At 59.9% G+C, this 21,771-nt stretch carries 20 protein-coding genes and 5 pseudogenes; 9 read left to right on the top strand and 16 right to left on the bottom strand.

Going from position 1 to position 21,771, the window contains the following annotated elements; translation table 11 throughout:
• Positions 1-26 precede the first annotated feature (26 nt).
• The 7 genes and pseudogenes from AC0V7N_RS38890 to AC0V7N_RS38860 all read right to left on the bottom strand — a co-directional run bounded on the left by AC0V7N_RS38890 (position 27) and on the right by AC0V7N_RS38860 (position 7,837).
• Complete coding sequence (locus tag AC0V7N_RS38890; protein WP_258581086.1) at positions 27-374, bottom strand: helix-turn-helix domain-containing protein; 348 nt, start codon at positions 372-374, stop codon at positions 27-29.
• 271 nt (positions 375-645) lie between these two features.
• Positions 646-1,851, bottom strand: a complete 1,206-nt coding sequence (repC, locus tag AC0V7N_RS38885; RefSeq protein WP_496628189.1) for a plasmid replication protein RepC — start codon at positions 1,849-1,851, stop codon at positions 646-648.
• Positions 1,852-2,006: 155 nt separating this feature from the next.
• A complete protein-coding gene (repB, locus tag AC0V7N_RS38880) occupies positions 2,007-2,972 on the bottom strand; it encodes a plasmid partitioning protein RepB (RefSeq protein ID WP_258581084.1) in 966 nt (321 codons plus the stop codon).
• A 74-nt stretch (positions 2,973-3,046) separates the two neighbouring features.
• The gene (repA, locus tag AC0V7N_RS38875) at positions 3,047-4,249 is read right to left on the bottom strand and encodes a plasmid partitioning protein RepA (RefSeq protein WP_496628188.1); all 1,203 of its coding nucleotides are present in this window, start codon (positions 4,247-4,249) and stop codon (positions 3,047-3,049) included.
• Between the two features lie 714 nt (positions 4,250-4,963).
• Positions 4,964-5,134 carry a hypothetical protein gene (locus AC0V7N_RS38870; protein WP_496628187.1) on the bottom strand — a complete coding sequence of 57 codons (171 nt, stop codon included), beginning with the start codon at positions 5,132-5,134 and terminating at the stop codon, positions 4,964-4,966.
• A gap of 1,025 nt (positions 5,135-6,159) precedes the next feature.
• The gene (locus AC0V7N_RS38865) at positions 6,160-6,363 is read right to left on the bottom strand and encodes a LuxR C-terminal-related transcriptional regulator (protein ID WP_496628186.1); all 204 of its coding nucleotides are present in this window, start codon (positions 6,361-6,363) and stop codon (positions 6,160-6,162) included.
• 353 nt (positions 6,364-6,716) lie between these two features.
• Positions 6,717-7,837, bottom strand: a pseudogene (locus tag AC0V7N_RS38860) (site-specific integrase).
• A 113-nt stretch (positions 7,838-7,950) separates the two neighbouring features.
• Between AC0V7N_RS38860 and AC0V7N_RS38855 the strand changes: the two are divergent.
• The 4 genes and pseudogenes from AC0V7N_RS38855 to AC0V7N_RS38840 all read left to right on the top strand — a co-directional run.
• A complete protein-coding gene (locus AC0V7N_RS38855) occupies positions 7,951-8,235 on the top strand; it encodes a DUF1403 family protein (RefSeq protein WP_496628185.1) in 285 nt (94 codons plus the stop codon).
• Positions 8,236-8,320: 85 nt separating this feature from the next.
• Entirely contained in the window at positions 8,321-8,692 is a 372-nt protein-coding gene (locus AC0V7N_RS38850) for a DUF1403 family protein (protein ID WP_496628184.1), read from the top strand.
• The gene (locus AC0V7N_RS38845; RefSeq protein WP_258599832.1) at positions 8,689-8,790 is read left to right on the top strand and encodes a DUF1403 family protein; all 102 of its coding nucleotides are present in this window, start codon (positions 8,689-8,691) and stop codon (positions 8,788-8,790) included. The genes AC0V7N_RS38850 and AC0V7N_RS38845 overlap by 4 nt, the downstream gene beginning before the upstream one ends.
• A 4-nt stretch (positions 8,791-8,794) precedes the next feature.
• Positions 8,795-9,037: pseudogene (locus AC0V7N_RS38840) on the top strand (SMC-Scp complex subunit ScpB); the annotation flags it as partial.
• Positions 9,038-9,119: 82 nt separating this feature from the next.
• On the opposite strand, the gene AC0V7N_RS38835 reads toward AC0V7N_RS38840, so the two are convergent.
• From AC0V7N_RS38835 to AC0V7N_RS38815, 5 genes are all read right to left on the bottom strand, one after another.
• Positions 9,120-9,611 (bottom strand): hypothetical protein, encoded by a 492-nt coding sequence (locus tag AC0V7N_RS38835; protein WP_496628183.1) that lies wholly within the window; start codon positions 9,609-9,611, stop codon positions 9,120-9,122.
• Positions 9,612-11,453 carry a HipA domain-containing protein gene (locus tag AC0V7N_RS38830; protein WP_496628182.1) on the bottom strand — a complete coding sequence of 614 codons (1,842 nt, stop codon included), beginning with the start codon at positions 11,451-11,453 and terminating at the stop codon, positions 9,612-9,614.
• A 459-nt stretch (positions 11,454-11,912) separates the two neighbouring features.
• Positions 11,913-12,278, bottom strand: coding sequence for a response regulator (locus AC0V7N_RS38825; RefSeq protein WP_258581075.1), 366 nt, complete (start codon positions 12,276-12,278; stop codon positions 11,913-11,915).
• A gap of 62 nt (positions 12,279-12,340) precedes the next feature.
• Entirely contained in the window at positions 12,341-12,580 is a 240-nt protein-coding gene (locus tag AC0V7N_RS38820) for an ATP-binding protein (RefSeq protein WP_496628450.1), read from the bottom strand.
• A gap of 101 nt (positions 12,581-12,681) precedes the next feature.
• Positions 12,682-12,930: a hypothetical protein gene (locus AC0V7N_RS38815; RefSeq protein ID WP_496628181.1), complete on the bottom strand. Its 249-nt coding sequence runs from the start codon at positions 12,928-12,930 to the stop codon at positions 12,682-12,684.
• 350 nt (positions 12,931-13,280) lie between these two features.
• On the opposite strand from AC0V7N_RS38815, the pseudogene AC0V7N_RS38810 reads away from it, so the two are divergent.
• Positions 13,281-14,430: pseudogene (locus AC0V7N_RS38810) on the top strand (IS110 family RNA-guided transposase).
• 571 nt (positions 14,431-15,001) lie between these two features.
• Here the strand turns inward: AC0V7N_RS38810 and AC0V7N_RS38805 are convergent.
• Entirely contained in the window at positions 15,002-15,361 is a 360-nt protein-coding gene (locus tag AC0V7N_RS38805) for a hypothetical protein (RefSeq protein WP_496628180.1), read from the bottom strand.
• On the opposite strand from AC0V7N_RS38805, the gene panB reads away from it, so the two are divergent.
• From panB to pmtA, 3 genes and pseudogenes are all read left to right on the top strand, one after another.
• Entirely contained in the window at positions 15,342-16,187 is an 846-nt protein-coding gene (panB, locus tag AC0V7N_RS38800) for a 3-methyl-2-oxobutanoate hydroxymethyltransferase (RefSeq protein ID WP_496628179.1), read from the top strand. The genes AC0V7N_RS38805 and panB overlap by 20 nt on opposite strands.
• Entirely contained in the window at positions 16,184-17,074 is an 891-nt protein-coding gene (gene panC, locus AC0V7N_RS38795) for a pantoate--beta-alanine ligase (protein WP_496628178.1), read from the top strand. Before panB ends, panC begins: the two co-directional genes overlap by 4 nt.
• 70 nt (positions 17,075-17,144) lie before the next feature.
• Positions 17,145-17,740: pseudogene (gene pmtA, locus AC0V7N_RS38790) on the top strand (phospholipid N-methyltransferase PmtA).
• 662 nt (positions 17,741-18,402) lie between these two features.
• On the opposite strand, the gene AC0V7N_RS38785 reads toward pmtA, so the two are convergent.
• The 3 genes from AC0V7N_RS38785 to AC0V7N_RS38775 form a co-directional block, all read right to left on the bottom strand.
• A complete protein-coding gene (locus AC0V7N_RS38785) occupies positions 18,403-18,672 on the bottom strand; it encodes a bifunctional hydroxymethylpyrimidine kinase/phosphomethylpyrimidine kinase (RefSeq protein ID WP_496628177.1) in 270 nt (89 codons plus the stop codon).
• Positions 18,673-18,883: 211 nt separating this feature from the next.
• Positions 18,884-19,132 (bottom strand): DUF982 domain-containing protein, encoded by a 249-nt coding sequence (locus AC0V7N_RS38780; protein ID WP_496628176.1) that lies wholly within the window; start codon positions 19,130-19,132, stop codon positions 18,884-18,886.
• A 39-nt stretch (positions 19,133-19,171) separates the two neighbouring features.
• Positions 19,172-20,821 (bottom strand): MFS transporter, encoded by a 1,650-nt coding sequence (locus tag AC0V7N_RS38775; RefSeq protein WP_496628175.1) that lies wholly within the window; start codon positions 20,819-20,821, stop codon positions 19,172-19,174.
• Positions 20,822-21,198: 377 nt separating this feature from the next.
• On the opposite strand from AC0V7N_RS38775, the pseudogene AC0V7N_RS38770 reads away from it, so the two are divergent.
• Positions 21,199-21,621: pseudogene (locus AC0V7N_RS38770) on the top strand (IS5 family transposase); the annotation flags it as partial.
• Positions 21,622-21,771: the final 150 nt, after the last annotated feature.

The raw sequence follows: 21,771 nt of genomic DNA, 5'->3' as shown, positions 1-21,771 counted from the left end.
GATAAAACCCCTCCCCTGCCCAATTTTCAGTGAGGCGCCGCGGCGGTTTGAATTTCCTCGGCAGACTTGTCGATTGACAGAGCCCGCAAGACGGCTTCGGGCTCTTTCTCCATGATCCGACGCAAGGTTCGAGCAGCACCACTGGGTTGCCGCTTTCCTTGCTCCCATTTTTTGTAGCCGGAAGGACTTGTACCGTGCACAGTCGCCATTTCATCCTGAGTGAGGTCAAGCTGCTTGCGGATTGCCTTCGCATCAACTGTGCCGACATCAACAGCGCTCACGCGAACGCCGGGAACATTCTTGCCCTGCGCATGAGCCAATGCTTCAGACATGGCCTGGATCAGATCCGCACCGAATTTCGTCATCTCGCTCATGTCCTGCTCCTGTTTGCAGCCTTGATCGCCTTTGCAAATGCTGCAACCGCCTTAGCCTCTTCCGGCTTCAAATCCGTCTTTTCGTTCTTGCCGTCGGCCAAAAGGGCATAAATCGGGGCATCGTCACTGTACCAATAGCAGATCCCCCGCGCTCCGCCCCGCTATGTACAGAAGCAGTTCGGCCACATGTCGACAAATTGGTATTCTATCGACATGATTAAACGACGTGTCGATGCCCACGACATATGCACAATCGTGGATGACCCCCATACTATCCGGTCATCCTTGCTATCGAGCCATTGGCCTTCAGCGCCGCCATGAGCATCGGTCCGACAGAAAACTGCCCTTCCCTCGCCTTTTCGGTCAGCACCCGCAGATAGCCGCCTGCCGAGTTGATATGTTGCGCTCTTTGCAGGATGCAGGCGATCACGATCGCGGCAACTTCCTGGCCCATCACATGGCAGGCCTCCTCATACGCTGAGGGCGAAACGCCAAGGTACCCCCGCACCTGGGCAGCGGTCATCATCAAGTCGCGCCAATTTCCGATCCCGTTGACGGCATAGTCCGCAATTTCGGGGCACGCTCTCAGCACAAGTCCTATCGGGTAGCCTTTCGGTTTCTCGGCCGAAACAGATGTTGGCTCGACCGCCGCCCTGCTTTTTTCGAAAGCCGGTTCAAATACAAAAGTGGAGTCTGTGTTTGAATCAGATTGCTGCCGCTCATTTTGGGACTCATTGCCGCTAGGATTCCTGGACTTTGTGAAGCTTTCCAGCATCCTGTCCACTTCATCGTGCAATGCGGTCAGCTCCGCAACGAAGCCCTCCAGGTCAGATAGGCCGGCTCGGCGGGGAATGGCCCCCACGATGGTTCGGAAACGCCTCCAGATGGCTCCCCAGTCGCCAGGAACGGCCTCCTCGATCGCAGCCTCGACAAGCTTATGGATGTCACGGCGATGGAGCGTGACCCGCTCACGCATCAATTTCAGCGCCCTAGAGTCGGCGCGGACCTGCTCGGCCGCCAGCTGAAACTCCGCGGCCCGTGTCAAAAGGGGCGCCAACGAGAACCCGAACGCTTCCACGACAGCCCCGCCCTGCCCCTTGCGAGCGAACCTTTTGCCATTGGGGCTATCGCGGCGGATGATCAGACCGCAATTGACCAACTCCGCCAAGTTCCTGCGCAATGTGGAATCGGCCATGCCGTGTGCGCGCAACGACAGCTGAGCGTTCGACGGAAAGACCATCAGGCCGTTTTCCTCGCTGATCTGGTCGTCTGGGTAGAACGTCAACAGGCCGCTCAGCACCGCCAGCGCGCGGTCTCCCACGCCGAGAGCCGACTTTCCCTCACAGAGCCAACGATAGACCTGCCACTTCTCGACGAGAGATCCTTTCGGGATCTCCCGCGATGCCGTATTCGCTTGCACCAGGGCAAGCGTCATCGGCCGCCGCCCGAAGGGCGTCGTCGCGTACCCACTCTTCATTTCCCTCACCTTTCAATCAGGCAAAAGAACTCTGCTCGCCGAAACGGCGCCACGACTCTTGACAGTGATTCGGGGAAGTGCGATTCTCAGCTTGCTAGAGACATGAGAAGGGCTTCCGCGACGGTGACGTTCGGGGGCCTTTTTCTTTTGCGGTTTTAGTCTCCTGCTTTCTTCGCAATTTCCGATTCCCGAAAAGCCTCGAAAAGCTCGTCGAGCTTGCCGGCAATGAATGCGCCGAAGGGTGATGCTTCCTTGGATTTCAAGGCAAGCGTAAACACTTTTCCAGTGTCGGTGATGTTGGCCCGGACCGATTTGTCCCGGGGGATCCACGACTTTTGCTGAGACTTTGATGGCGCCGGCGGGCGTTTCACCGGGCCACTCAGATAGTCGAAGAGATGGGCGAAACGGCCATCACTCCCCGGTTGGGCAAAATCCGCGCTTTCCACATACTCTGTCGCCCTGGCTGCAGCCCCAGGATGCTCCAACAGTTTGGCAAGTTGCCACCAGCGATCCCGGCCAACGCCCTTGGCGGCGCCGACTGCCAGAATGACCTGCTCAGGAATGCTGCTGGTAACGGAGCGCATCTTCGAGAAGGTCGTATCATCGAGTGCAAGAGCCGACTTCACCGTATCCGGCGAATGGCCCCGCTTGAGAATGCGCTCCGCGAAAAGCGTCCGCTCGATGAAGGACAAATCAGACCTGGCAGCATTCTCTTGACCCTGGGCGATGACATGGTCCTCATCGCCCATCTTCTTGACGACAGCACGGACAGGCCTGCCCAGTTGGCGGGCGACCCTGACGCGCCTGTGGCCAAAGACGGTCTGAAACCGACCGGAAATCTCCGGATGAGGTCTGACCAGTACAGGGGAATCCTGTCCTCGGTCACGAATCGCCACCAGCAACTCCTGAAAGGCCTCATCGTCACCGGCCATGCGGTCAGAGACGAATGACGTGTCGACCAATGCCGGATCGAGATCGACGACAGAACTCTTCGAGAGCTCCTCGAACGACTGTATAATCGACCGTGATGCGCCGCGAACGGCATACCCCGATACATCCTGGTTATTCGCGACTCCAGTCGCTGGGCCCATAACACTGCCGAATATGTCCTTGCGCGCCATTCAATCGCTCCCATTCTCGGTTAGTCGACTGATTTCACGAGCAAACTTGTCACTTTTTACTGCCGTAAAAGCCGTCATGACCGTCCCCATGCGCGATGGACTAATGTCGCGATCTCCGAGTTCACCGCGTCCAGCGATTCGAGCGCCCGGTCGTAGGTTGAACGGGTAAAAGACGATTTCTCCACCTCGTAGAGCGTCTGTTTCGTCAGGCCCGCGTCCGAAATCGCCGTCGACTTGAGCATGGGATTTTCGAGGATCTGGCCAGCAAGCATCGATTGCATGAAGCCGACCATCTGCGCCTGCGGAATGTCTGTCGGTTCGTAGCGCGTGATCAGATAGCGAAACCAATCCAGCTGTATCGATGCGCCGGCCGCTTTGATGGTCTTCAAGATGCCGCCGAGCATCAGCAGAAACTGGCTCATCGACATCAAGTCGAGCATCTGCGGGTGAACGGTGATGAGAACGGATGTCGCCGCCGACATCGCCGTCAAGGTGAGATAGCCAAGCTGCGGCGGGCAATCGACAACGACGACGTCATAACGGCTGTCTACTTCTGACAGCGCCTTTGCGATCCTGGTGAAAAACTGGCGGCCGGCATTGGACGATTTGTCCTGCATGGCGAGCGGCGTGTCGTACTCATACTCCTGCAGCTCGAGATTGGCCGGAATGATATCCAGGCCAGGGAAATTCGTCGGCACGATCACCTCGGAGATCGGCTTGCGCTCATCATCGTAGCGGATCGCCTCATACAGAGAGAGGTTGCGATCGAGTTCCGGCTGAAAGCCATGGAGCGCGGAGAGCGAGGCTTGCGGGTCGAGATCGATTGCAAGGACACGGTGACCGGTCAGCGCCAGGTGCTGGGCGAGGTGGGCGGCGGTCGTTGTCTTGCCGCTTCCGCCCTTGAAGTTGACGACAGCAACCACCTGGAGCTTGTCGCCGGGCTTGCGGTGGGGGACGTACTTTTTCACCTCGGTCCGGCCGTGGCGGTCAAGGAAACGGCGCAGCTCAAGCATTTGCTCGGCCGTGTAAGATCGCCGGCCGGAGGGGACTTGATCGGGCAGCGGCCCTTTGCCCTCAAGATGAAGGCGCTTCAAATTGTTTTGCGACACACCAAGATAGTGGGCCACCTCAGCCATCGAAAAAGAGCGTAGCGTCTTCGTCGCGTTAGGTGGGAACTTCTCCATGCGAAGCTGGTTGAGGCGTCGCGATATCTCGGCACCCTGCTCGAGAATTTTGTCTTCGAACTCAAAGCGTGGTAGCCGCATGGCGATGTTCATTCTCGTCGGAACCTGAATTGGCGCTTTTTGCGATGAAACTATTCAACAACCGCCATTAAGCTCCGATTCGGCCAACCCCCGCAAGAAGTTTTAGGTTAAAAGAACGTTAACGATGCGGGTCGGCCCCTTTGCTGCCGGTTGATGCTGGTATAACATAATCCGTACCCATTAGCCGAAACTAGGAGGTTTCCGCTCTCCCATCTAAATGTATGTTTTCTCTGCCATAAGGATCAGTTTTTACGGCAGTAAATCACGGTCGTCAGCAGCCAAAGATTGCAGTTTGCCGGCAGCGCAGGGCAGTGCGTTTGGTTCCCGCCGGCGAGACCGGGGAGGGACAATCTGGCCATGTGAGACAGAGGCAAGGGCCGCCCGTCGAAGGGGAGGCAGGTGAGCAATGGTCGAAGGTCCAAGCTCAATTGGGCCGATTGGCTCCAAGCAAGTCGCGGGGCGGCGTGGATGGAGCAACTGTCGGCCCCCATTATCTTGTTCGAGAAATCAAGCAGCCGTGTCGATAGCGGATGTCGGTGGCGTCGTGCGGGTGCATGAGTGTCTCGCATTCGTATGCTTGATAATCCCTTCCTCGGCGCTCAAAGGATAGAGGGCGTATAAACCGCAATCCAGCGCGCGTCACCAACGTTGGACAACCTTCGCGCGGGGGATGGAGGAGATTCGCCCCCGTCGTGGCGGGGAACGGGACAACCGCAGGAGCGTTCTCTAATTGCGGGCCCGGGTCAACCGTTTTCTAGCCTTGCCGATGTCGTGCACAGCGTCTGGATCGAGGTGCAGCGCGACCAGGTCGGCAGGGTGACCTTCACCCAGCTCCTCGGCGGCCAGCTTACGGTGCTGAAGTGTCCCAGAACCTAAATAGCCGCTCACGCCCTTCATTCGCGGATCGTTCTAGCAACACGTCGATCGCCAGATAAAATTCCTACTGGCCCTTGGACGAATGAGCTGCCTCCTGCCGGTTTCAGCGTTCTCTTCGTGGTCGAACAGTGCTCGCCACAGCATGGCATCGGACGCTGCGGCTCCCAATGTCAGCAACGCAGTCCGCTCCGATGGAAGGGCTGCATAGCTCCTGGCGGGTTTGCCGCTGCTCGTCCCGGCAAGGGACAAGATTACCGTCGAGCGACGGATTTCTTCGGGTTCACCTCCATCTTCATGCGACTGCCTCCGCTTCAGCGGCCGACCATCGGAAGGATACGGAAAGCAAAGGCCTAGCCACTTTCCTCCATCTCGATTCTGGACTCGCCTGCCAGCCAGACGCATTCTTCGGAGGGGCGTTGGGGCGGGTAGTTTAAGCAAGCGACGAAGGCTTGGCGTTCAATAGCTGGGACTAAAAGGGGGCAGGTGGCGCAGATCGTGGCGGTCGCATGTATAAATCACATTCAGACTGCTCGCGTGTCTATGTTCACCTTATTTGATCAAGGATCGCCTATGCGAGAATTGCCAAGAATATCGATGCTGACCTTGTAATCGAGATTAGTCAATTGCTCGATGATCATCCTCCTTTGGCCCGGTTCCGGTCTATCAACTCACCGTGCTGGTTCGCCAGCGGGTCAAGACTGGTTTGCCCGATCGGTCCATTGAAGAGTTGATCGTCGAGATGGCTACGACACGCTTGCTGGCAATGGCTTTTGATCTGCCAGGCGAGGGAAATGTTGTGGCCCTCCCGGTGAGACGATAAGACGGAGGCTATGCCTACCCAGGGGGCCTCAGAGAGAGCTGGTCCAGTGCTTTTCGGCGACAATCAATCAAGATTGGCAATCCTTGGTCGCGCCAGCTGGTAGCCTTGACCATTTTGTCTCCAAATGACGAATGTTTCCATGATTCGGTGGCATAGGCACCTATCACCAGAACGTCTGTCTTCTAGCTCACACTTCCCGAGAAGCCACCGCGGTCTGCAATCGAGCTTAGATCCAATTGCGCTTTATCGCGATGTCGAGGGCCTGGTAGGTAGTCATGACGTTGAGCTTCCGACGGATGTTCGGCAGTGGGAACTCGACCGCCCGTCTTCTGACATTGCCAAGTGCTGCCATATCGCCGTTGGTCTTGCCCTGCAGAAGCCATGCGAGGCATTCCAGCTGATAGCTCGTCAGTGGGAGGGGGCTGCGCATATCAACCCGTCGTCGCTGCGGCTCTGTAGGTAGCCATCGATGAAGGCACCAAGTGTCAGAACGGAATACCCGTCCGCTACCATCGCGGGGTCGGGTTTCCGCTCACGGGACGGGAAGGTAAAGATGGCACGCCTTCCGGACCCGTCGAAGATCGGGATCGACATCTCCGAACGGATGCAAAACTTTCGGGCTTCGCCACAGAACGTTGGGTGAGACCTTCTTGCTGGAACGGGCAAACCTTGCTCCGACCAGGCGTAGGCTCCGCGTCTCGGGGAGATTAGCGAGGCCGCTGTCGCCCTTAACTCCCGATGTCAACTGAAACGCGAAGTAGAAATCTCGCCCTAGGGGGCCGTTCAAAGCCCGGAAGCCTTGGTGAGGTTGGTGCGGAACCGCTCACGCCGGCGCTGATATTTGCGGGTCATCTCGGCCGAGGCGCGAGTTACTTCCGCACGTAGCGCTTCTCGATCTCGGCCGAAGAGGCGAGACCTGCTCGCAGCGAAGAGTGTCCGGCGAACAACAGCGCGCTCCGCTTCCGAAAGATCGGCGCGGACGCCACCGGCGAGCGCCGTTTGCTTGACCAGGCGGGCGATTGCTTGTTGGACAACCGCTCGACGTCGACGGTCTCGTTGTCCTTGAAGATGCGGCGGAAAAGCGGGCCTCGCGCAATGCGGCCCAGCCTGATCCAGGTCTCCAGCGCCACCACGGGGCAAGACAAATCGCTGGAGCCGCTGCCCACCTCGACCTCGCGTCAGCCGGTCTTCCCACGCAGCGTCACCAGCACGCCCTTGTCCGGCAAAAATCTCGATCCAGCCGGCGCCGTCACTCTTGTCGTCTCGCACGACGTCGAGGCCGACGATTTCGGAGCGGCGCAGGCCGCCGGCGAAGCCCAGGAGCAAAATAGCGCGGTCGCGCAGGCCGCGCAAATTATGGCCGAGCGTCGCGATCATCGCCAGGAGATCGTCGCCGAGCACGGCTTCTTCTGCCGCGGTGGCTTTGCGTGTTTTCTGCGAATGCCGGCAAGCACCATGGCGATATGCCGATCGGATCGATCGAGCGCAAAACCGCGCTGGGTAAAGTTCCAGGCGTGGCCGGACAGGCGGCGTTCAATTGTGGCGACCGAAAGGGGTAGCAAGCCCCGGTGGGCCTCACCGGCGGCGCTGCCTGAGGCACAGGCGCTGATATAGAGGCCGATTGTTTGTACCTCTGGGGGCAGGGGCTCGAAACCGTTGCGCCGGCACCAGGCTGAAAAATGCCGCTAATCCTTGGCGTAGGCGGTTTGGGTGTTTTCGGAGCTGGCGGCCCTGGCGTAGCCTGTTGCCGTCTCGACGAGCGCTTCGAGATTCGCCGGCGCCCATGGGGTGGTGGGTGGGGCCCCCATTTCCAGCACCAGATCGACGATATCGGGCAGATCGCCATCTGGATGGTCGGCGGGCGAGAGGTCGATTTTGGCGGGTTTCCATGGGGAATCTTCCATGATTTGGCAGGCTAGCGCCATACGTCCGATAACAAGATTATCGTTCGTAACAGTTGCACGACAGGCGCAGCGGTTTCTGCTAAAGTACGCTGCCAAAAGCGCCGCGCCGATTCATGCTCTCGGCGATGATTCTCCGCCCGAAATTGATCCGCCATCCCCCGCTTGTCACCGCGAGCTCGGGCCCGGTTGCGCCGGTCGCTCCGGTGCCGGCCTGGCTGCGCGCCGCGGCGGCCGCTCCGCAATCGCTTGAAGATGCCGCTTTTGCCGCCGCCGCGGCGGCGGCGGAAGCGGCAAAACGCGCCGGCCGGATGGAAGACGCAGCGGCGTTGCGCGACGCACTGCTGCTCACCCGCCCCGGCGATAATTTCGGGCCCGCCGGCCGCATGCTGCTGATCTAGCGCAGGCTGGCCTCGCGTCCGGTCGCGACTTTGGTTGGCGAAGCGGCGCTGGGCGAGATAGGCGCGGATCTGGGGAGTTTCCTCGATGAGGACACGGCAGGGCGTCTCGGCGATGAAATCAAAGGGCTTGCTGGCGCACACGCGAACGCGGTCGGCGTGGCCGCCGATGTCATCGCGACGCTCGAGCGCCTACCCGCCACCGCCGACAGCCAGCGATCGGTTGTCGCCAGCGGACCAACGGCAAGCGCAGCCGGCATCGCGCCAACCCATTTTTGCCGCCTATGCGCGGGCGGCGCTGCAGGCGGTGGATCTTGCCGCCGAGCTCGGCCGCCGCGCCGATCATCTGCTGACTGTTGCGCCAAAATTGCAGGCAAAAGGTGCGGACGCGGTGATCGAGACGCTTCTCGGCGATGACGCCGTCGTCGCCTCGCGCGGTGATACAACAAGACCGGCATGAGCGATCGCGGGTTGCGCCGGCTGTTCGACCGGCTGCTCGAGTTTGGCGCCGTGCGCGAACTGTCGGGCCGCCCGACCTTCCGCATCTACGGATTGTGATCGAATGGTGGAACCGACACGACGCACACGAGAAAAACGAGATGTCCAGCGAATGCTGGTCGACCGCGAGTTGGATCATCTGCCGGCGGAGGTTCGCTGGCGCGAGTGGATGCATCGCGTCGAGGCGACCATTTTTGCCGCCAGCGAACCCGTTTCGCGTGAGGCTCTTGCGCGCATCGTCAGCAAGAGCTGCAATCTCGATCTGATCATCGATGACATCCGCGAGGAACTGCGTGGCCGCCCCTATGTCGGACTACGCATCCCTTGGGTTCCTTGCGCAAAGCGATTTCGGACGCGATCAGTAGGACGGGTCGCGCCGCTGCCAGCCATCAGATCGCCTGCTCCGCCGCTCGCAATTCGGGCGTAACATCCATGACGCCGGGTATGTCCCAGACAGTGTCGCGCAGCATGAACCTCCAGCCTTTGACGCTATCGACGTACGTCGCGCGCGGTTCGACGACTTCGTACGGAATGATGGCTGCCCTGGTGACACGGAACTTGCCATCGAGCAGGACAGCCGCGAGCCGGTCAAAAGGTCTGTCGGGGAGTCGGCGGATAAATCCGAGCTGACGGGAACCGCCCAGTGTTTCAAGCTTGCGGCACTTTATCTGATAGCGCACCCCCTCGGTATCGATGGCGTCAGCATCGGCGGAAGAATTGCTGTTGAGGGTCCACCCAAAGGCTCTGGAGAATAGGAGCTCTCCGTAGTCGCCGGTTGGATTGTTGGCACTGCGCACGATCTTACGACGCCGCAGCTCTGCCAACAAATCGCCGTGCAGTTCAAGGAGGGCAGAGACCGGCGCGTCGGTGAGATCGATCATCTACGCAAACCCTTCGATACGTTCGCGGACAATCGCGCGCATTTGCTCCGCCATCTTCGCGCCTTGAGACCCGTCTGATAGAGGCGATGGCAATTCTAGGTGATCGAGTGCGTGCGAAAGAGCGGCGACAAGATCGTCAATTGCGTTGTCTGCTTCGGCAGCCTTGAGGCCTGCAGTGCTGGCGAACGTCATGAAGTCGGCGCGGCGCAGACGATCGTCCTTGCCGTTCAGTTTGAGCGCCATCCGGTCTCTTTCGAGACGTGGAAACACGCGGGTCGTGACAGCATCGTAGAGCGGTGCCATGCGAACCGAGCTGAATTGCGCGCTGCCCGGCTCTGCGATCTTGAGGAGCGCCATGTTCTTAAGATGCATGTCGCCATCGGCGATCAGCCAGGCGAACAGGGATCGCTTCAGCACAAGCAGAACATCCTCTTCCGGGGCGGTTGATAGAGGTCTCAGAGCCCGCGCGATGCGCTCCATCGTGCCGTCGTATTTTGCTTCGGTGGGCACACCCAGCACGGAACAGAAATCCTCAAGCGCAAGAAGATGCTTGTCATCAAGGCTCGTCCTGATGTCGAACCGCTCAACCACGAGCGCGGGCGGCATCCCGTCAGGCATGGGAACGAGTGCGGTCGGGGCCGTTGTGAAACCGGATCGGCGGCCCAACGCGAGCGACTGCCATTCAATAACCGGCAGAGCCGCAAATCCGCTCGTGCCAGCAGGTTTGAGGATATGGGTGAAGGGTTTGCCGGTGCTGGGCGACAAGGTGCCATCCGCATCGAGGAACATTGGCGCTTTGATCTGGACACCCGACAAGCGGGGTGTATCGGTGCGCTCGAATATCTGTGCGAGATTGCGTTCGAAGCTTTGCTCCAGGTCGCCGCGGCCCGGCCCGGCATACTGGCCAGTGAATAGAGAGTTCTTAGTGAAGCCACTGAGCCGGGTCAGCAGTATGTCAGGCGGCAGGGCGGCGAGATCGTTCGCGCGCTCAACGATCGTGATGTTCGACATGTAGCGCTTGCCCGAGCGCAGCATCGCGCGCTCGTCGCGGTCGTTCAAGACTGACTCAAGCCAGCCTTCGGGCAGCAGCGACAAAATGAAGGGCGGGAGTTTACCCGGCGTTGTCTGGCGGACGAGCGGCGGGCCGTCCTGATCGTTGGGATTCCAGCGCCATTCAAAACCGTCATGAGTTAGGTTGCCCAGGGGCGCGCCGTGCCATGCGACAATCAAATCAAGTGCGGCCTCGTTGCGCGCTGCTTCCGCTGGCGCGGGACGCCGGAGCAGGAAGCGCTCGGCATGCTCACCTTCGCGATACCACTTATTTTCGCGGGCAAGTGACCATATGGCATCGGCCGCACCCTGGGCGCTGCCGTACTCTTCGATGAGGCGGTTCGCGATTGTCTCGCGCATCGTTTCGTCGATGGATGCCGCGTGCTCGCTGCGCAGACGGAAGGCTTCGAGGAAGCGTTGGCGCATTGAGGAAACGTCGATCCGGAATTCTCCCATGCCGTCATCAACAATCGCCGCGGCCACAGATGGATGATCGGGAGCCGCGTTCTGGATGATTTCGAGCAAGCGGATGCGCGTGCGCTGTATCCGCCGCCCGCTTAGGAACAGGCGGCCGTCGCGGGTTGGCCCGAGAAGGACAGCGCTCGCCGCTGACAGGTAGGCGTTGGGGTAGAGATATTTTGCGATGCGGACGGCATGCTTGAGTGCCGTCGCCTCGATATCCTCCCCGGCATCGACGTAGATGCCGCGCATCAGCTGGACGAGTTTGCCCGTCTCAGCCTGATAGTGGCTGCGGGTTTTGTCGATGTTCTCTCCAACTAGGTGCAGGGGCATTTTCTAACTTTCGCGTATCTCACATACGGGAAAGTAACACGGCAGGCTTGAAACGGCAATGATTTCTAACTTTAGCGTATTTCAAATACGGGAAGGTTAGGAATCTGAGGCCCATGCCTCCAAGGCCGAGCTGACCGAACTAAGGGCGTGGCGACAACAAGCCGTGCAGCGGCTCATCGGCAAGGTCAGCGGCCCAGCGCCATACCTCGCTTCAGATTCCACACGTCTGGCGAGCGGGTAACATTCTTGGTGAGGCAGCCGGTAACAAAATTACGTGAGGCAACACGACAACCATCTCGACACGAGGAAGATGCGACGGCAGTGCACCCGGTTGGCCCGACGCTTGACAGTCTTTGCCAGCCGTTCCGTGGGAGCAGCCTGCTCGTTCCTTCTCGCCGGCCGCCTCGATCCGCTCGGCTGCTTGCCCTTGCCAGGGGCCGTACTGTTCGCTAGCGCAACTTACATTTCTTCCTTGTCAAGGAACGCGGCAAGGACCTCCAGACTCAGTGGCTTCTCGGTGACTTTGGCGCCAAGGGCTTCGGCCGCCGCAACCACCTCGTCGGTCAGATTGCCGCTCATCAACATGACCGGAGTATTGATTTGCGACGAGCGGAGGATGCTCATTAGCTGCAAGCCGGTCATCCTGGGCATATGCTGATCTAGGATAATATGGTCAAAATTCTCCAGCTCAGCGTTGAGGAGGTCCGCGCCTGAAGAGAAGCCTTCCGCAGACCGCCCGAGCGCATCGAGAAGAAAGTTGAGCGCCTTCCGAGCGTCCTCGTCATCGTCCACAACGGCAATCATGTTCCGATTGATATTACTCATGCAGATACCTTTGCAGCGGTTCGAAATGGCGCATTATGCGCCAAGCAGCCCACAAGAATAGATTAGCTCTCCAGCTCGTCCTTGATGCTAATCAAGCGGGCGCGGCTTTTTGCAGCGTTGCTGTCCCGCCTCCTGCGTTGTGCTCGGCCCACAACTGGCCCCCTCGACTCGACCATTCGCCGACAGATCGACAGACCAATCTCCATGCCGGGGGATTTGGTGGTCACGAAGGGTGGGAACAGGCGGTCGCGTCCCTCCGGCGCTAAACCGGCGCCGGTGTCGGCTACTGCCACTGCAACCATGTCATGTGCAATGGGGGAGGTTGAAAGCAGCAGCACGTCTTCCGGCGCCCTCCTTGGCTTCTATTGCATTAGGATCGAGGTCCAGCAGGTGCTGTTGAACCTTATCCGCTGAGGTCATCGACGCATTGCTGGCGAAGCTTCTCGAGATAGCGGGCAAGCGCTCCGTCCTGGACGTCGAGGTAGCCGTCGACCCGTTGGATGATCTTGTCTCTTAGGCCTCGCTCAAGCTGGGTGCGCAACTGCCGCAGTTGCTTGTCAACGTGGCCGAGCTCAAGCCATGCCTGATCGTCGTCGAGCTCGTGATAGCCACCGATCGCTTTGCGGATGACCTGGCGGCTTTCACGATCCACGAGTTCGCCGGTGCGTAGCGCTTTCTGCGAGACCTTGAGGGCCTGGAGCGTTGGGCGTCTCGCAATGGAGCGGTACTTCGAAAGCGGGACGCACGAACGCCATGTCGCCCGCAGGAAGCTGACCCGTGGGCGGGTCTTGGGGTGAGCTAATGCAAAAAGCCGGTTGATACCGCCCGATCAGGAGAACCCAATTGGGCCGTGCACCTTCGAGTGCGAGCTTTCGATCGGGACCTGAGCCGCGCGAATGGCATTATGGCCAGCAGCATATGTGAAGCGCCGCACCTACAGATCCCATGATTTGCGGCGCAGGCAGATTAGACTGCCCCATTTCAAACTCTGGAGGCCTGATCATGTCGCAATCATTCAACGGCGCAGAAGTTGTCCAATACGATCGTACGCTCGTGCTGGCTATCGAACTAAGCAACAAAAACTGGGTTTTGCCGCCCAGGTGCCCGGCCTGCCGCAGACCAAGGCGAAGCGTGCCATTGAGCCAGATAAGCTTGCTCTTCAGTCCGCAATCCATGGCTATCGTGCTCGTGCTGCTGCTGCCGGCCACCCGGTAGATCGGGTGGTTGCGACCTACGAAGCTGGATGGTCCGGGTTCTGGCTTGCCAGATGGCTGATTGCCAAAGGCGTGGAGGTCATGTCATCCAACCTTCCAGCGTGCCCGTCGATCGTCGCATGCGTCGCGCAAAGTCGGACGGGATCGACGCCGAGTTACTCCTGCGTACGCTGCTGGCGTGGCTTCGCGGCGAACCGCGCGTCTGCTCCATGGTACCGATCCCTGACGAAGCCGATGAGGATGCACGGCGCTCTGTCCGCGAACGAACAGAGCTCGTGTCCGAACGTGTCAGCCTTGTCAACCGGATCGGTGCTGTCCTCGCGACGCTCGGCGTCGAGGATTACAACCCGCTCCTGAAAAACCGCCGGCGGCGTCTGGCCGACCTTCGTACCGGTCTGGGTGACCCACCTCACGCCCTCGCCAAGATCGAACGGTTACTGAGCCGGCCGGAGCTCGTTCTCGATCAGATCGCCACGCTGGAACACGACCGCGATGCGGTAGCGGAGGTGCCCGCTTCGGATGATGCCAGTCGGATGATCCAGCAGCTCTGCAGTCTGCGCGGTATAGGGGTCCAGAGTGCCACAATATTGGTCCGCGAGGCCTTCGTCCGTCGCTTCGCTAATGCCAAAGCGCTCGGATCTTATGCAGGTCTTACTGCGACGCCTTACAACAGTGGTGGGGTGGAACGCGAGCAAGGGATCGGAAAGGCCGGGAACCGGCGGCTTCGAACGGTGATGGTGGAGCTGGCCTGGCTCTGGCAACGCTACCAGCCTGGTGCTGCCCAGGTCGCCTGGTTCCGGGAACGCACCGGCTCTACTGGCCGCCGCGTCCGCAAGGTCATAGTGGTCGCCCTCGGTCGCAAGTTGCTGATCGCTCTGTGGCGCTTTGCCGTCGATGGTGTCGTACCCGAGGGAGCGACCATGAAGCCCGCCGTATGATAATTATCGAGATCGGGCAGCTCTGCGACGGCAAAGCAGCCCGGTGACCGAGGGAACCACGCCGTTGTCCGGCGTGGTGCTTCAGTGCCGTCTTCACAGAGTGGTGCCGTTCCTTTGGAGCTCTCCCGTCCCGAATGCGGGACAGTGGTTGGGATATCATCCCGCCGGATGTGAGGTCGGATACATGGCCGCACCAACCAGCAACTGCAGAGCGCTCAAATAGAACCCTTGCTAACAGAGAGCCGTCCATACACGGCCCCAATCAAGACCTTCAACGCCGAGATTTCTGATCGCCGTCCCTCGGCGCGAGGCTGACGTCTGGATCGGAGAGCAAAGACGTTTTCAGTCCTATGTTTGTGCTTCGATAGTCGCATAAAAAGGCAGTCTCGAATACGGGTCTGCTGCCACGGGTTCGAACCGATGGGGCCCCAATCGTCGCCTTTGGCGTCGTCAAAATGACTCGCCATTCGATGAACGTCCGCTCGTCGGTCGTCCCTCTGCCTGCCGACCGCAGCCAACGCGCTGGAACCTGCGTCTGCAGCGCTTTATCGGGCACTGAGCAATGAGTCCCTCAGGCTCCAGCGCGCTTGTATGGCGAAGCATTAGCCTGCCCGATGGTAAGCATGCCTGGCTCACCATTCGTCAGGGCGACCACGACGGCGATCAGGACCGCTTTGACGTCGTTCGCCTTGCCTCCCGATCTGCCTTCCTGGTTGGCTTTGCCTGATGGCCATGATCCCTGGGCCGGTTGGCAGGTGCGCTGCTGAAGCAGCTTGAACCGATTTGATTGATTCTGACGATGACTGTGGCCCGTCAACACCACGCGCATCGCGAATTTAACTCTTCGCACCTGCACAAAAATGTGCCAAACGCGGCACCCATGGTTGGTAACGTTGGGGAAGGAGTCCTTGTTGAGTGCGGTTGCTAACACCAGGCCGATCACACCGCCGGATATTCGTTCGCGGAAGGGCGGAACGCCGCTCGTCTGCCTGACGGCCTATACCACGCCGATCGCAAAGCTGGTTGATCGGCATTGTGACGCTGTTCTCGTCGGCGACAGCGTCGGCATGGTGCTCCACGGCTTGCCGTCGACGCTGGGCGTGACTCTTGAGATGATGATCATGCACGGCCAGGCCGTGCGACGCGGCCTCGAGCAGGCGCTGATGATCGTCGACATGCCGTTCGGCTCCTACGAGGAAAGCCCCGAGCAGGCCTTTCGCAATGCTGCACGCGTCATGGCGGAAACCGGCTGCGCGGCGGTCAAGCTCGAAGGTGGCGTGGCAATGGCCGAGACGATCCGCTTCCTGGCTGCACGCGGCGTGCCGGTCATGGGCCATGTCGGCTTGACGCCACAGGCGGTCAATACCATCGGCGGCTACGGCGTGCAGGGCAGAGGCGGTGATGCGAAGCGCGTCGGGGCCGACGCGCTTGCCGTGAGCGAAGCGGGGGCATTCGCGGTGGTGCTGGAGAAGGTCCCCGAGGCGCTCGCCCCCCGGATCACCGCAGAGGTAGCGATCCCGACGATCGGTATCGGCGCCTGGGCAGCCTGTGACGGACAGATTCTCGTCGTCGACGACATGTCGGGCACCTTCGGCGACTTCCGGCCCAAATTCGTCAAGCGCTATGCCGGACTCGGTGAGATCGCCGGGGAGGCGATTGCGGCCTATGCGCAGGAAGTGCGCGACCGCCGCTTTCCGGGATCCGACCATGTCTTCGGCGATGCGCCAAAGTCCGTGAATGGAGAAGAAGCCGGATGACCATTCCGATCGCACGAACCGTCGCCGAGTTGCGCATGGCTGTGGCCGGATGGCGTCAGAATGGCCTGAAGGTCGCTGTCGTGCCGACTATGGGTGCCTTGCATGAAGGCCATCTGAGCTTGGTGCGAACCGCGCTCGCCAAGGCCGACCGGGTTATCGTGACGCTCTTCGTCAACCCGAGACAGTTTAACAGCGCGGCCGATCTCGCGGCCTATCCGCGCACTGAGCATGACGATGCCGCCAAGCTTGCGCCGCTCGGCGCTCATCTGCTCTACGCGCCAAATGCAGCGGACGTGTATCCGGAAGGTTTCGCCACTACGATCTCGGTGAGTGGGGTGAGCAGGGGCCTGTGCGGCGCGTTCCGTCCCGGCCATTTCGACGGCGTGGCAACCGTCGTCGCCAAGCTCTTTCTCCAGACGCGTGCTGATCTCGCCTTTTTCGGCGAGAAGGATTTCCAGCAACTGCACGTGGTTCGCCGGCTCGTCCGCGATCTCGAGATTCCGATCGAGATTGTAGCATGTCCAACGGTACGTGAAGCTGACGGCCTGGCGATGTCGTCGCGCAATGTCAGGCTCTCGGCCGAACAGCGCTTGGCAGCGCCAAGGCTCGCCGAAGTCCTCTCCACCTCGGCCGGGCGATTGTCGGCGGGAGCGCCGGCGGAGCTTGTGCTTCCCGAGGCCAGGCAAGCGATCCTCGCTGCCGGTTACGACGAGGTCGAGTATCTCGAGCTACGAGCAGACCATGACCTGTCGCCGCTTTCCGCCGCGGATCGACCGGCCCGCCTGATCGTCGCCGCCTGGCTCGGCGGGACGCGGCTTATCGATAACGTCGGAGTTCTTCCCGGGCAGCGCAAAGGCGAGTTGCTCGCGGCAGCCAATGCCGCATGATTGAAAATGCCGCAAGGCTTGTACAAACGTGCGTCGTCAACATGGCCCAGACAAATAGCCATAGCATGATATGGTCTTTCGATTGAAGGAGCGCCTCGGCAGGAAGTTTGAAGAGGAAGTGCAATTCTTCAAGGGCTGGCAGAAGGACAAGAAACGAGTGGGCGCGCTCATGCCAACGTCCGTTCATGCCGCGCGTCGCATGGCAAGCGTGATTAACCCGGCATCCGGATTGCCGGTTCTTGAACTTGGCGCGGGAACTGGCGTCATCACCAGGGCAATCCTGCAAAGAGGCATCAAGCCGCATCAGCTGATTTCGGTCGAATATTCCAAGGATTTCTATCAGCGCCTGACGGGAGCCCTTCCGGGCGTGGATTTTCGATTGGGCGATGCGTTCGCGCTGGGGGAAGTGCTGGCCGAGCGGAGCGGGGAGCAATTCGACTGTGTGATAAGTGCGGTGCCGTTGTTGAGCTTTCCAATGGAACAGTGCATTGCGTTGCTCGAGGATTTGCTCGCCCGAATTCCTCGCGGGAGGCCCGTGATCAAATCACCTACGGACCTTTGTCGCCGGTGATCAAAATGCCCGACCGCTACGTCGTGTCTCACTATGATTTCGTCGTCCGCAACATCCCGCCCGCACAGCTCTGGACTTACCGACGAGCAGTCTGACGGCGCCCGACGCGCGGGAGACCGTGGGCCTTCGCAAAATCATGCTGAAGGACACGACGGTGATCGTCACGAAATTCGCATCGATTGCGCTTTTGTAGCCGCCTCCGCTTTGCGGAAGCGGCCATGCCTTTTAGCGCACACTCATCTGCTACGGACTTCACCCTGCGGACAACAGACAGCGAAGCTACCGCCACCTCGAAAATCTCGCGACGGCGTCTCGATGCCGGGACCGGCCTGCCATTTTTGAGAAGTGATCCGTGCAGGTGCCTGACGCAAATCATGCCATCCCGTCCTTGACCATATCATAGCCATCGCCCTCTTTCAGCTGCCCGAGCCTCCCGGCAGCCGGATCAATGATGACGATCCCCCGAATATTCTTTTTTGAAGAGCGTGACGGTCTACGCCATCTTGTGGTGCCTCAGCTTGTACGATGGCCTCCTGGCCTTCCGTGCCATGCTAGCGACGAGGTTCGGTCACTTTACCGTGCAATGGCGTTCGGAAATACGACAGGCGAACCACAATAGTCATGTTTAGGCTGAAGACTTTTCAGTGGACCGCGAAAAAAGAAAACTGCAGCCCTTCCAGTTCTTGCAAAGCGCTTTAATTCGCTTTCGTTGGAGAAGCGTCGTCGCTAGTCCAACTCTTCCGATCGTCACTCGCTGTCATGTGACTGCATGCTTCAAGAGCTTCTCGAACACAAACAGCTTGCCTCGCACGCTGTCTTCAAGGGGCCGCGAGTGCGCCAAGTGCGCCGCAATCGCGCCGGCCAGCATGCAACCCGTCCCGCGCATCGATGCGGCGAGGCGCGGCGTGTCGAAGCGGATCGGTTGTTGATCGCGGAGTAACAGAATGTCGGTCGATCGAGGTCCCGATGCGTGGCCGCCGCCCTTGATCAGCAGAGCCTGAGGCCCGGCGGCCAGCGGCGCGTTCACCCTGGAGATCGGATACCACCTGATTTCGGGCGAAGACTTTACGCTGCTTGCCGGCGTTGCTGAAGACGTAGACCGGTGCATTCTTGTCAGCCAAAGCGGCTCTTTACATATTTTCTCGCCGCTTCGGTCAGCGTCGGGCGACGCGGGCTCGACGTCTTAAACGCTCGTTCGGCTAATGGAGGAACTGATGAACGATACGAATTTTTGACCTTTAATCGCCGCGTAGGATATTTGCTTCGCGCGCGGCCGCGACGAAGGCCCTTCGGGCGGCGGGTGGATGAGCCTTACCCCGTAGAGCCTTCAAACAGGCGTCCATCGCTGCCCTGCGCTTCTCCGTCTGACGACCAAAAACCTGCAGCAAGATGGCGGCCGCATCATTGACATCGAATACGGCACGTTCTAGGCTGTGGCGGCCAATCTGGACCACGACTTGCCTCTCAAATCTCACCAAACCGGTCATCTCGCTGTCCCCCAAGCTCTACCAACCCAAAGCCGGCGATCACAGCCGGAAGAAAAATCGCGTCGATTGATCCCGCCTCTGGGTTGCCACGGTCGGTCGTTCAATCGAAAGCTTGGTACGAGGCGGATTTGCCATGTTCAATTCGAGCAGATGTTGGTCCAACGCCTTGTCCGCCGTCGTCAGGCGATGATTCAGCCGCAAATAGTCCATCCAGGTCGGCGTGCGGAAGGTTTCTGTCCAAAGCAAAGGATCCTGAAGATCGCGCTGGAGGTTCCAGTGCCGAGCACCGACGCGGCTTTGCACTCGCCGTCGTTCCTGCATCCGGTCCAGGAAAGCTTCGACGTTTGCCTCCGGTATTGAGTACTCGATCTTGACGACGATCGGCCCGCTTCTCGGCTTCAGGTCGAGAGCGAGCTGTGGCGTTTCGAAGCCAAAAGGATCCTGATCAGAGTCCTGCCATTGACGGATAGGCATCAGGAAGCCGGTGGCCGCGACCATTACCAGCGCTCCAGCGGAAACCTCGAGGGACAAGGTAAGCGAATAGGTCTCAGCCACTGAGCCCCACAGCCAGCTGCCGGCCGCGATACCGCCAGACGAGAGGGCATAGTGGATCGAGAGCGTGCGACCGACGACCCACCTTGGGCTTGCCAATTGGACACTCACGTCGAGCCCCGTCCAGGTGACGACCCAGCCCGCGCCGCCGAGCGCCAGCGCAATAGCCGCCACCGCCACTGAAGTAGTGAGAGCAAGAGATAGACAGCACGCCGCACAGGCAATGCATGCCAGTGTTGTCAGCCGCTCCTGGGACAGCGACCGCCTCAAGACATTGTTGCAAATGCCGACGCACAAGGCGCCCGTCCCGAAGCCGGCCATCAGGACACCATAAACGATTGGTCCTCCCCCTAGTTGATCGCGGGCAACGAGAGGCAGCAGCGCGAGTATGGAGATGCTGGTCAGGCCAAAAAGCGCTCCACGCGCGATTGCCGCCTTGATCTCCGCCGACAGGGCCGTGAAGCGCGCTCCGTCATGGATGGCGGTGGTCAAAGGCTCGCGCGGGAGAGGTGAGGTGCGAACATCCCATTTGCGGCGCCCTATGGTCCACAGCAGCGCTACATAGGTCAGTGTCGCCACAGCGAAAGCTGTCAGAGGTCCAAAGGAGGCAACGACGATGCCACCCAGCGCCGGGCCGACGCTTCGAATGGCGTTGTATCCAACCGAGATGAGCGTGACCGCGGCTGGGACTTCGCGTTTTCGTAAGATATCGCCCACCGACGCGTGCCAAGCAGGATCGGTGAAAGCGGCGCCCGCTCCGGCCAAACAGCTGAAGGCAAGAACCATCCATGGATTGAAAATCCCGAGGGCCGCAAGAACAGTCAGCATCGCCGAGGACAACGCTATCATGCACCAGCCAGCGAACATGAGATTGCGGCGGCTGTAGTTGTCAGCCAGGGCCCCGGCGAAGATCGACAGGACGAATACGGGCAGTGTGGTCGAAGCCTGAACCAAGGCGACCATAACGTCCGAAGTCGAGATGGTCGCCATCAGCCAACTGATGGCGACAGTTTGAATTAGCCAGCCAAGGCTGGCGACCTGGGTGCCAAGCCAGATCGATCGAAAGGTCGCATTCTCGAGCGGCGCAAATGTCGCCGACGAAGCTGGACTCGCATCTGCGCGCGGCACCCTGCTCATTGGGTTGAGCCCTCCCTCGGTCTATCGGTCGTTTTAGAGGTGCCCTCCCGGCGCACGTGCCCATGGAGGAATGGCACCATGAGCGCATTTTGTCGGGGCAGCGCAAGATATTTCTTTACCGCTGGCACTCTGGCGCAAGCGATTACTTCATCTGGAATTGCCGCCAACGCGCTTTCATAATCGCTGGGTCTATGTCACGTCCTCGCGAAAAGAATTTCCCGGACTACGCATACCTGCCTGGCAAACATCCACATCCGGTTCGCGACCCCTTGGGTCACAGTTATCAAAGCGACCCGGTGACCGTTGTTGCGGTCGAGGAATCACTCGTAAGTCTGGCCCTAAGCCTACAATCAGGCGTTCCCATATATGGCGCGACCGACGCGGGTAAGAAGATCGTCGGGCGCAAGCGCCATATTGCGGTCGATACGGACGGACGGCTCCTGATGGTCAACCTGACCACCGCTGACATCTCCGACAGCGCGGGTGCGCAGGCGATACTCGACGGCATCCGCAAACGCTGGCCGTGGGTCAAGCATCTCTTCGCCGACGGGGCCTATGACCGGCTCAAGCTGATGGATAAGGCCTGCTATCTCGACTTCATCGTCGAGATCATCCGCCGCGCCGACGACCAGAAAGGCTTCAAGGTTCTACCGCGTCGCTGGGTCGTCGAACGGACGTTCGGATGGATGATCCGGTGGCGACGCCTCGTGCGCGATTACGAGCAGCGCATCGATGTCTCGCAGGCCATGATCCTCGTCGCCATGGGCGGCATCATGCTACGCAGAAACGCCCATCCGTGATTTTCCAAACCGACTCTGAGATCTCTTGTCGTTCGAGCAGGAGAAGCTGACAGGATACTGTTGAGATACGTGTCGAACTTACACGAAGCAAGCAACTTTATGCGAGTGTAGGTGGCACTTGCTGCACCTAAGGGATCAGATATAAACATT

This window comes from Mesorhizobium kamtschaticum (assembly GCF_056174585.1).
The sequence above is the reverse complement of the archived record's forward strand: the minus strand, read 5'-3'. Positions and strand labels throughout refer to the sequence as shown.

Excerpts from the sequence above, each read along its gene's own strand:
- AC0V7N_RS38890 (WP_258581086.1), bottom strand. The coding sequence starts at position 374 with ATGAGCGAGATGACGAAATTCGGTGCGGATCTGATCCAGGCCATGTCT.
- repC (WP_496628189.1), bottom strand. The coding sequence starts at position 1,851 with ATGAAGAGTGGGTACGCGACGACGCCCTTCGGGCGGCGGCCGATGACG.
- repB (WP_258581084.1), bottom strand. The coding sequence starts at position 2,972 with ATGGCGCGCAAGGACATATTCGGCAGTGTTATGGGCCCAGCGACTGGA.
- repA (WP_496628188.1), bottom strand. The coding sequence starts at position 4,249 with ATGAACATCGCCATGCGGCTACCACGCTTTGAGTTCGAAGACAAAATT.
- AC0V7N_RS38870 (WP_496628187.1), bottom strand. The coding sequence starts at position 5,134 with ATGAAGGGCGTGAGCGGCTATTTAGGTTCTGGGACACTTCAGCACCGT.
- AC0V7N_RS38865 (WP_496628186.1), bottom strand. The coding sequence starts at position 6,363 with ATGCGCAGCCCCCTCCCACTGACGAGCTATCAGCTGGAATGCCTCGCA.
- AC0V7N_RS38855 (WP_496628185.1), top strand. The coding sequence starts at position 7,951 with ATGCTCTCGGCGATGATTCTCCGCCCGAAATTGATCCGCCATCCCCCG.
- AC0V7N_RS38850 (WP_496628184.1), top strand. The coding sequence starts at position 8,321 with ATGAGGACACGGCAGGGCGTCTCGGCGATGAAATCAAAGGGCTTGCTG.
- AC0V7N_RS38845 (WP_258599832.1), top strand. The coding sequence starts at position 8,689 with ATGAGCGATCGCGGGTTGCGCCGGCTGTTCGACCGGCTGCTCGAGTTT.
- AC0V7N_RS38835 (WP_496628183.1), bottom strand. The coding sequence starts at position 9,611 with ATGATCGATCTCACCGACGCGCCGGTCTCTGCCCTCCTTGAACTGCAC.
- AC0V7N_RS38830 (WP_496628182.1), bottom strand. The coding sequence starts at position 11,453 with ATGCCCCTGCACCTAGTTGGAGAGAACATCGACAAAACCCGCAGCCAC.
- AC0V7N_RS38825 (WP_258581075.1), bottom strand. The coding sequence starts at position 12,278 with ATGAGTAATATCAATCGGAACATGATTGCCGTTGTGGACGATGACGAG.
- AC0V7N_RS38820 (WP_496628450.1), bottom strand. The coding sequence starts at position 12,580 with ATGGTTGCAGTGGCAGTAGCCGACACCGGCGCCGGTTTAGCGCCGGAG.
- panC (WP_496628178.1), top strand. The coding sequence starts at position 16,184 with ATGACCATTCCGATCGCACGAACCGTCGCCGAGTTGCGCATGGCTGTG.
- AC0V7N_RS38780 (WP_496628176.1), bottom strand. The coding sequence starts at position 19,132 with ATGACCGGTTTGGTGAGATTTGAGAGGCAAGTCGTGGTCCAGATTGGC.
- AC0V7N_RS38775 (WP_496628175.1), bottom strand. The coding sequence starts at position 20,821 with ATGAGCAGGGTGCCGCGCGCAGATGCGAGTCCAGCTTCGTCGGCGACA.